14 protein-coding genes are annotated in these 13,100 nt (G+C 73.4%); 4 read left to right on the top strand and 10 right to left on the bottom strand.

The features are described from left to right. Positions 1–15 precede the first annotated feature (15 nt). The 8 genes from kdpC to ACI1MP_RS20660 form a co-directional block, all read right to left on the bottom strand. Positions 16–633: a K(+)-transporting ATPase subunit C gene (gene kdpC, locus ACI1MP_RS20695; protein ID WP_100588161.1), complete on the bottom strand. Its 618-nt coding sequence runs from the start codon at positions 631–633 to the stop codon at positions 16–18. Between the two features lie 19 nt (positions 634–652). Continuing rightward, positions 653–2,734 (bottom strand): potassium-transporting ATPase subunit KdpB, encoded by a 2,082-nt coding sequence (kdpB, locus tag ACI1MP_RS20690; RefSeq protein WP_380339361.1) that lies wholly within the window; start codon positions 2,732–2,734, stop codon positions 653–655. Next, on the bottom strand, positions 2,734–4,395 hold the full coding sequence (gene kdpA, locus ACI1MP_RS20685) for a potassium-transporting ATPase subunit KdpA (protein ID WP_404869220.1): 1,662 nt from the start codon (positions 4,393–4,395) through the stop codon (positions 2,734–2,736). Before kdpA ends, kdpB begins: the two co-directional genes overlap by 1 nt. Position 4,396: 1 nt before the next feature. Continuing rightward, on the bottom strand, positions 4,397–4,486 hold the full coding sequence (gene kdpF, locus ACI1MP_RS20680; protein ID WP_043915087.1) for a K(+)-transporting ATPase subunit F: 90 nt from the start codon (positions 4,484–4,486) through the stop codon (positions 4,397–4,399). Then, entirely contained in the window at positions 4,483–4,626 is a 144-nt protein-coding gene (locus ACI1MP_RS20675; RefSeq protein ID WP_157815694.1) for a hypothetical protein, read from the bottom strand. Before ACI1MP_RS20675 ends, kdpF begins: the two co-directional genes overlap by 4 nt. Positions 4,627–4,792: 166 nt before the next feature. Next, positions 4,793–5,635 (bottom strand): NAD-dependent protein deacetylase, encoded by an 843-nt coding sequence (locus ACI1MP_RS20670; RefSeq protein ID WP_380339353.1) that lies wholly within the window; start codon positions 5,633–5,635, stop codon positions 4,793–4,795. A 116-nt stretch (positions 5,636–5,751) separates the two neighbouring features. Next, positions 5,752–6,078: a hypothetical protein gene (locus ACI1MP_RS20665; protein WP_380339350.1), complete on the bottom strand. Its 327-nt coding sequence runs from the start codon at positions 6,076–6,078 to the stop codon at positions 5,752–5,754. Continuing rightward, complete coding sequence (locus tag ACI1MP_RS20660) at positions 6,071–6,610, bottom strand: universal stress protein (protein WP_100588154.1); 540 nt, start codon at positions 6,608–6,610, stop codon at positions 6,071–6,073. The genes ACI1MP_RS20665 and ACI1MP_RS20660 overlap by 8 nt, the downstream gene beginning before the upstream one ends. 190 nt (positions 6,611–6,800) lie before the next feature. Between ACI1MP_RS20660 and ACI1MP_RS20655 the strand changes: the two genes are divergently transcribed. Continuing rightward, positions 6,801–7,256, top strand: a complete 456-nt coding sequence (locus tag ACI1MP_RS20655) for a universal stress protein (protein ID WP_404869219.1) — start codon at positions 6,801–6,803, stop codon at positions 7,254–7,256. After that, positions 7,237–8,514, top strand: coding sequence for an amidohydrolase (locus ACI1MP_RS20650; RefSeq protein WP_404870812.1), 1,278 nt, complete (start codon positions 7,237–7,239; stop codon positions 8,512–8,514). The genes ACI1MP_RS20655 and ACI1MP_RS20650 overlap by 20 nt, the downstream gene beginning before the upstream one ends. Before the next feature lie 60 nt (positions 8,515–8,574). Here the strand turns inward: ACI1MP_RS20650 and ACI1MP_RS20645 are convergent, their stop codons facing one another. Both ACI1MP_RS20645 and ACI1MP_RS20640 read right to left on the bottom strand, forming a co-directional pair. Further along, positions 8,575–10,053: an APC family permease gene (locus ACI1MP_RS20645; protein ID WP_404869218.1), complete on the bottom strand. Its 1,479-nt coding sequence runs from the start codon at positions 10,051–10,053 to the stop codon at positions 8,575–8,577. Between the two features lie 51 nt (positions 10,054–10,104). After that, the gene (locus tag ACI1MP_RS20640) at positions 10,105–11,322 is read right to left on the bottom strand and encodes an amidohydrolase family protein (RefSeq protein WP_404869217.1); all 1,218 of its coding nucleotides are present in this window, start codon (positions 11,320–11,322) and stop codon (positions 10,105–10,107) included. 190 nt (positions 11,323–11,512) lie between these two features. Here ACI1MP_RS20640 and ACI1MP_RS20635 point away from each other — a divergent pair, with 190 nt between their 5' ends. Together ACI1MP_RS20635 and ACI1MP_RS20630 are read left to right on the top strand one after the other, a co-directional pair. Then, a complete protein-coding gene (locus tag ACI1MP_RS20635) occupies positions 11,513–12,184 on the top strand; it encodes a GntR family transcriptional regulator (protein WP_380339339.1) in 672 nt (223 codons plus the stop codon). Positions 12,185–12,350: 166 nt separating this feature from the next. Further along, a complete protein-coding gene (locus tag ACI1MP_RS20630) occupies positions 12,351–13,025 on the top strand; it encodes a Crp/Fnr family transcriptional regulator (RefSeq protein ID WP_014136744.1) in 675 nt (224 codons plus the stop codon). Positions 13,026–13,100 lie beyond the last annotated feature (75 nt).

Raw genomic sequence — 13,100 nt, 5'->3', positions numbered from 1 at the left:
GTAATTGACGCGTCGTCACGTCAGGTCGGCGACCGCACGGTTGAGCAGTACCACGTTGACGCCGGGCTGGCCGAGGAAGCCGAGCGAGCGGCCGTCGGTGTACTGGGCGATCAGCTGGTCGAGCCGCTCGGCGGGGACGCCGCGGGCCTTGGCGACCCGCTGCACCTGCTCCTTGGCGTAGGCCACGGAGATCTGCGGGTCGAGCCCGGAGCCGGAGGCCGTCAGCGCGTCCGGCGGGACGCTCGCCGGGTCGACGCCGTCGAACGCGGCGACGGCGGCGCGGCGCTCCTCGACGGCCTTCAGCAGGTCCTCGCTGTTCGGGCCGAGGTTGGAGGCGCCGGAGGACTTCGGGTCGTAGCCGCCGGCCGACGGGCGGGGCTGGAACCACTTCGGGTCGGGCTGCGCCTGCTCGTCCGGGTCGTCGGGGTTCTGCTTCGGCAGGTCGAAGCTCTGGCCGAGCAGGCCGGAGCCGATCTCCTTGCCGTCGCGCTCGACGACGGAGCCGTTGGCCTTGGCGGGGAAGGCGAGTTGGCTGATGCCGGTGATCAGCAGCGGGTAGGCGATGCCGAGGATCACGGTCATCACCAGCAGCATCCGCAGCGCGGTGAGGTGGGTGCGCAGAAAGGTGGGCATGTCTCGTTCTCCTCTCGGGTCAGTTGAGGCCGGGGACGAACTGCACGATCAGGTCGATGAGCTTGATGCCGACGAACGGCACCACCAGGCCGCCCAGGCCGTAGATCCCGATGTTCCGGGAGAGCAGCGAACCGGCGTCGGACGGACGGTACTTGACGCCGCGCAGGGCCAGCGGGATGAGGCCGACGATGACCAGGGCGTTGAAGATGATCGCCGAGGTGATCGCGGAGGTCGGGCTGTGCAGGCCCATGATGTTCAGGTGGCTGAGGCCCGGGTACACGCCGGCGAACATCGCCGGGATGATCGCGAAGTACTTGGCCACGTCGTTGGCGATCGAGAAGGTCGTCAACGCGCCGCGGGTGATCAGCAGTTGCTTGCCGATCTCGACGATCTCGATCAGCTTGGTCGGGTTGGAGTCCAGGTCCACCATGTTGCCGGCCTCCTTGGCCGCCATGGTGCCGGTGTTCATCGCCACGCCGACGTCGGCCTGGGCGAGCGCCGGGGCGTCGTTGGTGCCGTCGCCGGTCATCGCGACCAGCTTTCCGCCCTCCTGCTCCTTGCGGATCAGGGCCATCTTGTCCTCGGGGGTGGCCTCGGCGAGGAAGTCGTCGACGCCCGCCTCCTCGGCGATCGCCCGTGCGGTCAGCGGGTTGTCGCCGGTGATCATCACGGTCTTGATGCCCATCCGGCGCAGCTCCGCGAACCGCTCCCGCATGCCCTCCTTCACCACGTCCTTCAGGTGGATCACCCCCAGGACGCGCGGCGCCTTCGCGCCGTCCTGCTCCGCCACCACCAGCGGCGTGCCGCCGGCCGCGGAGATCCCGTCGACCAGCTGCGCGACCTCGGCGCCGACCGAACCGCCGTTGCCCGTCACCCAGTTGGAGACGGAGCCGGCCGCGCCCTTGCGGACCTGCTTGCCGGCGCCTTCGTGAAGGTCCACGCCCGACATCCGGGTCTGCGCGGTGAACGGCACCCACTCGGCGTGCGCCAACTCGCCCTGGGCGCGGGCCCGCAGGCCGTACCCGGTCTTGGCGAGCACCACGATCGAGCGGCCCTCGGGGGTCTCGTCGGCCAGCGAGGACAGCTGCGCGGCGTCCGCCAGCTCCTCGACGGTGACGCCCGCGGCGGGCAGGAACTCGGCGGCCTGCCGGTTGCCGAGGGTGATGGTGCCGGTCTTGTCGAGCAGCAGGGTGTTGACGTCGCCGGCGGCCTCCACGGCCCGGCCCGACATCGCCAGCACGTTGCGCTGCACCAGCCGGTCCATGCCGGCGATGCCGATCGCCGAGAGCAGCGCGCCGATGGTGGTCGGGATCAGCGCCACGATCAGCGCCACCAGCACCACGGTGGGCTGCGGGGCGCCCGCGTAGGTCGCCATCGGCTGCAGGGTGACCACCGCGATCAGGAAGACGATGGTCAGCGACGCCAGCAGGATGTTCAGCGCGATCTCGTTCGGCGTCTTCTGCCGGGCCGCGCCCTCCACCAGGGCGATCATCCGGTCGATGAAGGTCTTGCCCGGCTCGGAGCTGATCCTCACCACGATCCGGTCGGACAGCACCTTGGTGCCGCCGGTCACCGCGGACCGGTCGCCGCCGGACTCCCGGATCACCGGTGCGGACTCGCCGGTGATCGCCGACTCGTCGACCGATGCCACCCCCTGGACGACGTCGCCGTCACCGGGAACGACCTCCCCGGCCTCGACCACCACGTGGTCGCCCAGCCGCAGCGAGGTGCCCGGCACCTCCTCCTCGGTCTGCGAGGCGGGCCAGTCGACCAGACGGCGGGCGACGGACTCGGTCTTGGCCTTGCGCAGCGTGTCGGCCTGCGCCTTGCCGCGGCCCTCGGCGACCGCCTCGGCCAGGTTGGCGAACACCGTGGTCAGCCAGAGCCAGGCGGTGATCGCCCAGGCGAACACCGACGGGTCGGCGATCGCGGCGACGGTGGTGACCACCGAGCCGACCTCGACCACGAACATCACCGGGTTCTTCACCATCACCCGGGGGTCGAGCTTCTTCACCGCGTCGGGCAGCGAGGCGAGCAGCAGCTTCGGGTCGAGCAGGCCGGCCGCGGCCCGGTGCGGTGCGGGTTCAAGCGTGGTGGACATCAGCGGAGACCTTCTGCGATCGGCCCGAGGGCCAGGGCCGGGAAGTAGGTGAGGCCGACGACGATCAGCACCACCCCGGAGAGCAGTCCGACGAACAGCGGCTTGTGGGTGGGCAGCGTGCCCGCGCTCGCCGGGACGGGCTGCTGCCGGGCCAGCGAGCCGGCCAGCGCCAGCACGAACACCATCGGCAGGAACCGGCCGAACACCATCGCCAGGCCCAGCGCCGTGTCGTACCAGGCGGTGTTCACGGTGATGCCGCCGAACGCCGAACCGTTGTTGTTCGCGGCCGAGGTGAACGCGTACAGCACCTCGGAGAAGCCGTGCGCCCCGGAGTTGAGCATCCCGGCGCGCTCGCCGGGCAGGGCGATCGCCGTGCCCGCGCCGATCAGCACGATCGTCGGGGTGGTGAGGATGTACAGCGAGGCGAACTTCATCTCCCGGCCGCCGAGCTTCTTGCCCAGGTACTCCGGGGTGCGGCCGACCATCAGACCGGCGACGAACACCGCGACGATCGCCAGGACCAGCATGCCGTACAGGCCGGAGCCGGTACCGCCGGGCGCGATCTCGCCGAGCATCATGTTGAAGATCGTCAGACCGCCGCCGAACGGCGAGTACGAGTCGTGGAAGGAGTTCACCGCACCCGTCGAGGTGAGTGTGGTGGACGCCGCGAACAGGCTGGAGCCGGCGATGCCGAGCCGCTGCTCCTTGCCCTCCATCGCCGCGCCGGCCGCCTGCAGGGCGCTGCCGGCGTGCTGGTGCTCGAAGAAGGTGATCAGCGCGGCCGAGGCCACCCAGAACAGGCCCATCACCGAGACGATCGCGTAGCCCTGCCGGTGGTCGCCGACCATCTTCCCGAAGGTGCGCGGCAGCGAGAACGCGATCACCAGCAGCAGGAAGACCTCCACCAGGTTGGTGAAGCCGGTCGGGTTCTCGAACGGGTGCGCCGAGTTGGCGTTGTAGAAGCCGCCGCCGTTGGTGCCGAGCAGCTTGATGACCTCCTGCGAGGCCACCGGCCCGCCGGGGATCGCCTGCTGACCGCCCGTCAGGGTGGTCACCTCGTGGAACCCGTGGAAGTTCTGCACCACGCCGTTCGCGGCCAGCACCAGCGCGAACAGGATCGCGATGGGCAGCAGCAGGCGCAGCGAGATCCGGGTCAGGTCCACCCAGAAGTTGCCGACCCGGTCGGTGCGGTTGCGGGTGAACCCGCGGATCAGCGCCGCCACCACGGCGATGCCGACGGCCGCGGAGACGAAGTTCTGCACCGCCAGGCCCGCCATCTGCACCAGGTGGCCCATCGCGGACTCGCCGCTGTACGACTGCCAGTTGGTGTTGGCGGTGAACGAGATCGCGGTGTTCCACGCCTGGTGCGCCTCCATCTCGGGCACGCCCAGACTCAGCAGCAGATGCGTCTGCAACCGGATCAGCCCGTACAGGAACAGCACCGACAGCATCGAGAACGCCAGCACCGACCGCAGGTACACCGGCCAACGCTGGTCGGCGTCGCCATCGACGCCGACCAGTCGGTACAGGGCCTTCTCGGCTCTCAGGTGTTTCGCGGACGTCAGCAGCCCGGCGATGTAGTCGCCCAGCGGCCGGTAGCACAGGGCCAGCGCGCCGACCAGGGCGATCGCCTGGAGCCAGCCGGCAAGAGTGGCACTCATGTCAGAACTTCTCCGGGTGGATCAACGCGAGAACGAGGTAGCCGACCAGCGCGGCGGCGACGATGAGACCGACGATGTTCTCCGCGGTCACAGCTTCTCCACCCCCCGCGCGATCAGGGCGATGACGGCGAACACGGCGACCGTGACACCGACATAGATCAGATCCGACATGGCATCCACCAAGGTGGCTCGGGACAACGGCCTGCGTATTTCGCCGGCCCACTGAGCCAAGCAGCGCAACCACCCGCGTTCACGGTTCCTGACGCCCCCCATACGGGTGATCCCCCACCCTTGACGCCTCCTTGACGCCCCGCCTCCGGGCACCCGTGCAGCAGCAAGTGCGGGAGCGGGGAAGGGCAGGCCTCGGCGACCAACCGGGCCCGCGCCCCGGGCTGGGCTACGCGCCGAGGTGGGTGGCCAAGGACGTCAGGGTCTCGCCGAGCGGGCGGTCGAGGCGGAGGGCGGCGAGGGCGTCGGCGCGGGTGGTGCCCCGGGTGACGATGGCGACCGGTTTGCCGGACTTGGCGGTGTGGCGGACGAAGCGCAGGCCGGACATGACGGCCAGCGAGGAGCCGAGGACGAGCAGGGCGCGGGCCTCGTCGACCAGGCGGTAGCAGTGCTCGACGCGGTCCTTGGGGACGCTCTCGCCGAAGAACACCACGTCGGGCTTGAGGATGCCGCCGCAGCGGGCGCAGTCGGCGACGGTGAAGGACGCCACCAGGTCGTCGGGGAGTTCGACGTCGCCGTCCGGGTTGATGCGGGAACCGGCGTCCCGGAAGGCCGGGTTGAGGGCGGCGAGGCGCTCGTCGAGTTCGGCGCGGGGGCTGACGGCGGCGCAGCCCAGGCAGATCACCCGGTCCAGGCCGCCGTGCAGTTCGACGGCGTCGGCGGTGCCCGCGGCGCGGTGCAGGCCGTCCACGTTCTGGGTGATGACGGCGGAGAGCCGGCCGGCGGCGCGCAGCCGGGCCACCGCGAAGTGGCCGGCGTTCGGGCGGGCCCCGGCGATCACGGCGCGCCCCGCGTGGCTGCGCGCCCAGTAGCGGCGGCGGGCCGGCTCCCCCGCCAGGAACTCCTGGTACGTCATCGGCGCCCGGTGGCGGCGGATCCCGTCCGGGCCGCGGTAGTCCGGGATGCCGGACTCGGTGGACAGCCCGGCGCCGCTCAGCACCGCCACGCCGCCGCCGGCCAGCAGCCGGGCCAGCGCGGGCAGGCCGTCCTCGTGCGCAGTCATACCGTCCATTGTGGAACGGCGGGAGCGGGAACGGCAGACAGACGGTCCGGGCGGTGCCCCCACGCACCACCCGGACCGTTCCGGTTCGCAGCGTCCGGGCCCCCACAGCCAGGTCGCCGCCGTCTCTAGTCGTGTGCCCCGAGGCGCCGCCACGGCAGCGCGGCGACCAGCGCCGACGCAGTGAACAGCGCCAGGTGGCCGGGCCCGTCCCAGCCCAGTTGGGCGTAGCGGTGTTCCGCGAATCCGTTGTGGAACAGCCACGCCGCCAGGCCGACGAACGGCGCGGCGGCCGGCCGGGAGCGGGTGCCGAGGGCCGCGCAGCCGGCGGCGAAGGCGGTCAGGCCGAACCAGCCGCCGCGCAGTTCGCCGAGCGGGGCGAGGACCAGCGCGGTCGCCGCGCCCAGCAGCAGCGCGGTCGCGCCGGACAGGGCGACCGGCAGCCGGTCACGCACCGTCGGACACCGCCACCAGGCTCCGCAGTTCCGCGTCCAGGGCGCGGGCGGCGAACAGGTGGCCGGTCATCTCGTCGAGGGCGGTGGCGAGTTCGGGGCGCGGCACGACCAGCACCGGGCAGCCCGCCCGGCGCAGGCACGCCCTGGGCACCGAGCCGCGCAGGCCGCGGTGCAGCCAGGAGCCGGACGGGCCGAGGACCAGCAGGTCGCCGGGCCGGTCGGCGGCGGCCAGCAGGGCCGGGGCGGTGCGGCCCCGGACGAGGCGGGCGGTGACGGGGACGCCGGGGTCGGTGCCGCCGAACGCCTCCGCCATCGCCTCCGCCAGCGTGGTCTCGGCCAGTTCGCGCACCGCCGACAGCAGCGGCGGGCAGGGCGAGCGGCGGTGGCCGAACTCGCCGCTCGGCGGCTCCCAGGCGTGCACGGCCAGCACCTCGCCGCCCAGCCGCCGGGCCTCGGCCACCGCGCGGTGCACGGCCGCCAGGCTGCCGAGCGATCCGCTGACCCCGACCACGATGCGCGGCCGCTGCTCCATCACGCGTCCTCCGTCCAGGAACTCCCGGGCCCGGTGCGGCCCGCACGGCCCAGCAGATCGCGTCCCGGCCCCGTCCCCGGCCGCCCTTGACGACTCCCTGACGCGCACGGCCGTCTTCCCTACGCCGCCCTGACGCCCGGGCCGCCGCCACCGGCGTTCACTGGAGTGGGGGGAGCGAGGAGGCCTGGCCATGGAACGCGACGAGACCCGCGTGGTGGTCGGTGTGGACGGTTCGCCGGACAGCCTGGCCGCGCTGCGCCGGGCCGCGCTGGAGGCCGCGGTGCGCGGCGCGGTGCTGGTCCCGGTGCTCGCCCGCCGCCCGGCCGACCGGGTGCCCGAGCGGGCCGCCCGGCTGCTGCTGGACGCCGCCTTCGACGCCGCGCTCGGCGGCTGGCCGAGCGACGTCCTGGTGCACCCGACCGTGGTCACCGGCCTGCCCGGGCCGACCCTGGTCGCAGCGGTCGGCGGCCCCGGCGACCTGCTGCTGCTCGGCGCCCCGCACCGCCGCCGGGCGCACCCGCACGGCGACCGCACCGCCCGACACTGTCGCAGTCACGCCCCGTGCCCGGTGCTGACCGTCACCGCCCCGCCGATCGGCACGACGGCAGCCCGAATCGTCAACTCGCCTGCAAACATGCCGAGTTGACTGCACCGGTGAAACCGGATCGACTGCTCCCGGAAGACCCTTTCAGCACCTCCCCGGGAGTGAAGCGATGCACGCCACGCTGTTCCGCCAGGTCCGCCCGTTCGGCGGCCCGGTCACCGATCTGGCCGCCGTGGACGGCGTCCTGGTGGCCGAGCTGCCGGACGACGCCCGCCCGGCGGTGGTGGAGGGCGGCGGCCGGATCGCGCTGCCGACGCTGGTGGACGCGCACATCCACCCGGACAAGACCGCCTGGGGCGAGCCCTGGTACAGCCGCCGCCCGGCGGGCAGCCTGCCGGAGTACGTGGCGGGCGACGTCGAGCTGTACCGGAGCCAGACCCGCCCGATCGGCGAGCGCGCCCACCGCCTGCTGGCCCACGCGGTAACCCGCGGCACCCGCGCCGTCCGCGCGCACGTCGACGTCGCGCCCGCGTACGGCCTGGCCGGCGTGACGGGCCTGCGGGAGGCCGCCGACCGGCTCGCCGGGAAGCTCGACGTGCAGTCGGTGGCGTTCCCGCAGCACGGGGTGGTGCGCGCGCCGGGTGCCGCCGACCTGCTCACCGAGGCGGCCCGCGAGCACCTGGTGGACGCGGTCGGCGGCATCGACCCGGCCGGGTTCGACGGCGGCAGCGCGGACGGCCGCGAGCAGCTCGACCTGCTGTTCGGCCTGGCCGAGCGGTACGGAGTGCTGCTGGACGTCCACCTGCACGACCGTGGCGCGGCCGGCCTCGGCCCGCTGCGGACCCTCGCCGCCCGAACCGCCGCGGCGGGCCTGCAGGGCCGGGTGACGGTCAGCCACGTGTTCTGCCTGCCGGAGCTGCCGACCGGTGAACTCGACGCCATGGCCGAGCTGTTGGCGGGCGCCGGGATCTCGCTGACCACCGTCGCCCCGTCCGCGCACCAGGTGCTGCCGTTCCGCGCGCTGCAGGCGCACGGCCTGCGGGTGGGCCTCGGCTCGGACGGGGTGCGGGACTCGTGGAGCCCGTTCGGCAACGCCGACATGCTGCACCGGGCGCACCTGCTGGGCTGGACCACCGACGCCCGCACCGACCAGGAGCTGACCGACTGCCTGGAGCTGGCCGCGCACGGCGGCGCCGACCTGCTCGGCCTGCCGAGGGCCGACCTGACGCCCGGCGCGCCCGCCGACTTCCTGCTGGTGGACGGCGAGTGCCCGCCGCAGGTGGTGGTCGACCTGCCGGAGCGCGAGCTGGTGGTGAAGGCCGGCCGGGTGGTCGCCGAGCACGGCGCACTCGTCGGCTGAGGCACGCCGAAGCGGCGGTGCCGGCCCGTCCTGGGCCGGCACCGCCGCTTCGCGTTCCGCTCAGTCGCGTTCGACATCGACCTCGGTGAGCCGGGCGAACCGCTCCGGGTCGGTGCGCCGGATCCGCCGGGCGACCAGCCAGCCGGCCCCGCCGACCAGCGGCATCGGGACCAGCAGCAGCCAGTTCACCAGGCCCGAACGGCCGGTCAGCAGGTCGAAGTTGAACACCGCGAGCACGGTGAGCACGCCCAGCCCGGCGGCCGCCAGCAGCGGCGCCCAGACCACCCGGAACGCGGAGAGCCCGCGCCGGTCGCGGCGGAAGAACGCGAACACCGCGACCGCCGCCAGCCCCTGCATCGCCATGATGCCGAGCACCCCGACGCTGTTCGACCAGAGCAGCACCACCAGATACGGGTCGACGGCGAGCACCGCGCCCAGGCCCACCACCAGCACGTTGAACCCCGACTGCACCAGCACCGCCGTCCCCGGCGAACCGGTGCGCCCCGACACCCGGCCCAGGCGGCGCGGCAGCAGCCCCTCCCGGCCCAGCGCGTACAGGTAGCGGGCGGCCGCGTTGTGGAAGGCCAGCGCGGAGGCGAACGCCGAGACGATGATCAGCACGTGCATGGTGTCGGACAGCCACAGTCCGACGAACCGCTCGGCGGCCCGGAACGTCAGGTCGGGCCCGCCGTCCGCGCGGGCCTGCGCGACGGCCTGGTCGGTGCCGTACGCGCCCATCACGATCCAGGTGCCCAGCGCGTAGAACACCGCCAGGAAGCCGATCGCGACGAACGTCGCCCGCGGCACGGTACGGGCCGGGTCGCGGACCTCCTCGGCGTAGATCGCGGTCGCCTCGAAGCCGGTGAACGCGCCGATCACCAGCACGAACATGCCGGCCACGCCGGCCTGGGTGAGCAGCGACGGGTCGAAGGACACCGGGTCGAGCGCGGCCGTCCCCCGGTCGGCCAGCACCCCGCCCTCCATCAGCAGCAGCGACAGCACCTCCAGCACCAGCGCCACGCCGAGCACCTTCGCCGACAGCGTGACCTTCAGCCAGCCGAGCACGCCGACCACTGCCACGCAGCCGCCGGACAGCAGCCACCACGGCACCTGCGCGCCGGTCCGCTGCTCGATGTGCCCGGCGGCGAAGTAGCCGAACGCGGCCGCCACGCCCGGGGTGATCAGGTTGTAACTGACCACCGCCACATAAGCGGTGACCACCCCGAGGGTGCGTCCCAGCCCGCGCGCCACGTACGCGTAGAACGCGCCCGCGTTGCGCACGTACCGGCTCATCGCGGTGAACCCGGCGGCGAACAGCACCAGCAGCGCGCCGGAGACCAGGTACGCGGCCGGCGCGGACGCCCCGCCGACGCCGATCGCGAACGGCGCGATGCCGGCCAGCACGGTCAGCGGCGCGGCCGCGGCGACCACGAAGAACACCAGGTCGGTGGTGCCGATCAGGCCCTTGGCGAGTCGCCCGGAGGTCTCGGCGGCGGGCTCGGCGGGCGGTCTTCCGGTGGGGGTGGTGACGGTGGTCATGGCGTGGGGGTCCTTCCGAACACGGGGTGGTACGGGGGGAGTTCGGGTGTGTCAGGGGGCGAGCCGGTCGAGCATCGGGTGGCCGCGGTGCAGCACCAGCAGCCGTTCGGGGTGTGCCGCGACCGCCTCCGGCACCGAGTGGGCGGCCACCGCGACCAGGTCCGCGCGTCCCCCGACGGCGATCCCGTACTCGGCCAGCCCGAGCGCCCGGGCGGCATGAGCGGTCGCCAGGTCGGCGGCGAGGCACAGGTCCTGATCGGTCATCAGGTCGCCCTGCAGGCCGATGACGGTGGCCCGCTCCAGCATGTCGCCGGTGCCGTACGGCCACCACGCGTCGCGGATGTTGTCCGAGCCGGCGAACACCAGCACCCCGCGCTCGTGCAGGCGCTTGACCGGCGGCATCGACCGGGCCGGGCCGTTGGTCATCACGGCCACCCCGGCATCCTTCAACACGGAGGCGACGGAGTCGAGTTCACGCGGCTCCAGCTGCCCGAGGCAGTACGCGTGGCTGACCGCGACCCGGCCGCCCAGACCCAGCGCGGCCGTCCGCGCGGCGATCGCCCGCAGCTGCGCCACGCCGGGCGCGCCGCCGTCGTGCAGGTGGATGTCGACGCCCGCGCCGTGCCGCTCCGCCAGCTCGAAGACCACGTCCAGCTGGCCGTCCACGTCGCCGTCGAACCCGAACGGGTCGAGCCCGCCGATCAGTTCGGCGCCCTCCCGGAGCGCCGCGTCGAGCAGCTGCGCCACGCCGGGCTCGGCGACCACGCCGCTCTGCGGGAACGCCACCAGCTGCACGTCGATCAGCTCGCGCACCCGCTCACGGGCCTCCAGCACCGCGTACAGGTGGTCGAGGCCGGTGTCCGGGTCGACGTCCACGTGCGAGCGGACGTGGCCGGTGCCGAGCGCCGCCATCCGGCGGGCCAGCGCCTCTGCCCGGTCCGCCACCGGCAGCCGGTCGGCCACCTCGCGGCGCTGCTGCCGCTCGGAGGCGATCTGGGCGCGCAGGTCGGCGGTCTCCCGGTGCGGCTGCCAGGGCACGCTGAGGAAGGTCTTGTCCAGGTGGGCATGGCCGTCCACCAGCGCGGGCAGCAGCAGTGCGCCGTTCAGCCGGCGCTCGCCGGGGCCGGCGGCGGCAGGAAGCTCCCGGCCGGGCGGCACGGGTGTGACGGCCGCGATCCGGCCGTCCTCGATCCGCAGGTCGGCGCGGGTGCCGTCGGGCAGCGTGGCGTCCAGCAGCAGCTGCGGGCCTGGGGTCGGTCGGGTCGCCACGGGGGCCTCCTCGGCTCGGCGAAAGCTCGGCGGGATGGGGGTGCGGGCGCGGCGTGGGGCACCGCTCGGACCCGCTGGGCGGCCAAGCTATCTGGTATACCGAATACCGGACAAGAGGGTGGCACGAAGCGATCTGGAATGATCTGATCCTCAGACCGCTCGGTCCGCCCGCTTCCGCCTGGAGCCCCCGATGCCCGACACCCTCGGCGACGCCCACCAGTCGCTGGCGGACCTCGTCTACCTCCGGCTGCGCGAGCAGATCATCGAGGGCGAGTACCCCGCCGGGCAGCGCCTGGTGGAACGCGAACTCGCCGACGGCCTGGGCGTTTCCCGGATCCCCGTCCGGGAGGCCATGCAGCGCCTGGAACGCGAGGGCTTCCTCACCGTCCAGGCCCGCCGCGGCGCCTTCGTCGCCGACTTCGGGCCCGCCGACGCCGAGCACTTCTTCGCCGTCCGCGAATCCCTGGAGGCCCTCGCCGCCAGCCTCGCCGCCCGGAACGCCACCGCCACCGGAATCCGCGGCCTGGAGCGCCTGCTCGCCCGCACCCGCAAGGCCGCCGAGGCCGGCCGGGTGCGCGAGAGCGCGGACCTGAACGCCGACTTCCACCGCGCGATCGTCGACCTCTCCGGCAACCCGCTGCTGCGCGACATGATGGCCCCGCTCGACGGCCGCCTGCGCCGCCTGTTCCGCCTCACCTCGGACGCCGAGACCAGCGCCCCCATGTGCACCGAGCACCAGCAACTGCTGGACGCCATCAAGGCCCGCGACCCGGAGGCCGCCGCCGTACTGGCCCGCCACCACGTCGCCGGGACCCGGGCGTTCGCCCTCCAGGTGCTCGGCCGCCAGACGCCCGGCCGCTGACCCGCCGTCGGACAACCGCCGTCGGAGCCGTCGCGACCGTCACCCGAAGTGCGCGAATGGCCGCGTAGGCCGCACCCGGGCACACCCCCTCCTCATATGATCGGAGCGACATGCGTCATCCTTGGTGGTGAATAGCACTGCCCATGACACCAGCAGGAGGAAGCTCGTGGACGACGTTCTGCGGCGCGCCGCGCTGTTTGCGGCACTCGACGACGACCAGGCTGCCGAGCTCCGCGCTTCCATGACCGAGGTGACGCTCGCCCGTGGCGAGTCGCTGTTCCACGAGGGCGACCCGGGCGACCGGCTGTACGTCGTCGTCGAGGGCAAGGTCAAGCTGCACCGCGCTTCGCCCGACGGCCGCGAGAACATGCTCGCCGTGCTCGGCCCCTCCGAGATGATCGGCGAACTCTCGCTGTTCGACCCGGGCCCGCGCACCGCCACCGCCACCGCCCTCACCGAGGTCAAGCTCCTCGGCCTCGGCCACGGCGACCTGCTCCCGCTGCTGCACGCCCGCCCCGAGGTCTCCATCGCCCTCCTGCGCGCGATCGCCCGCCGCCTGCGCCGCACCAACGACGTGATGTCCGACCTGGTCTTCTCCGACGTTCCCGGCCGCGTCGCCAAGGCCCTGCTCGACCTCTCCCGCCGCTTCGGCGTCCAGTCCGACGAGGGCATCCACGTCGCCCACGACCTCACCCAGGAAGAGCTGGCCCAGCTGGTCGGCGCCTCCCGCGAGACGGTCAACAAGGCCCTCGCCGACTTCGCCGGCCGCGGCTGGCTCAAGCTGGAGGCCCGCGCGGTCGTCCTGCTGGACGTGGAACGGCTGTCGCGCCGCTCGCGCTGAGGGCCGGGGGAGAACTGCGCGACGAGCGCAAGGCCCGTCCGCAAGGTCGCGATCAAGTGCAGGTCATTGTCCTGC

This window comes from Kitasatospora griseola, from assembly GCF_044999035.1.
In the GTDB taxonomy this organism is placed as follows: domain Bacteria; phylum Actinomycetota; class Actinomycetes; order Streptomycetales; family Streptomycetaceae; genus Kitasatospora; species Kitasatospora griseola.
The sequence above is the reverse complement of the archived record's forward strand: the minus strand, read 5'-3'. Positions and strand labels throughout refer to the sequence as shown.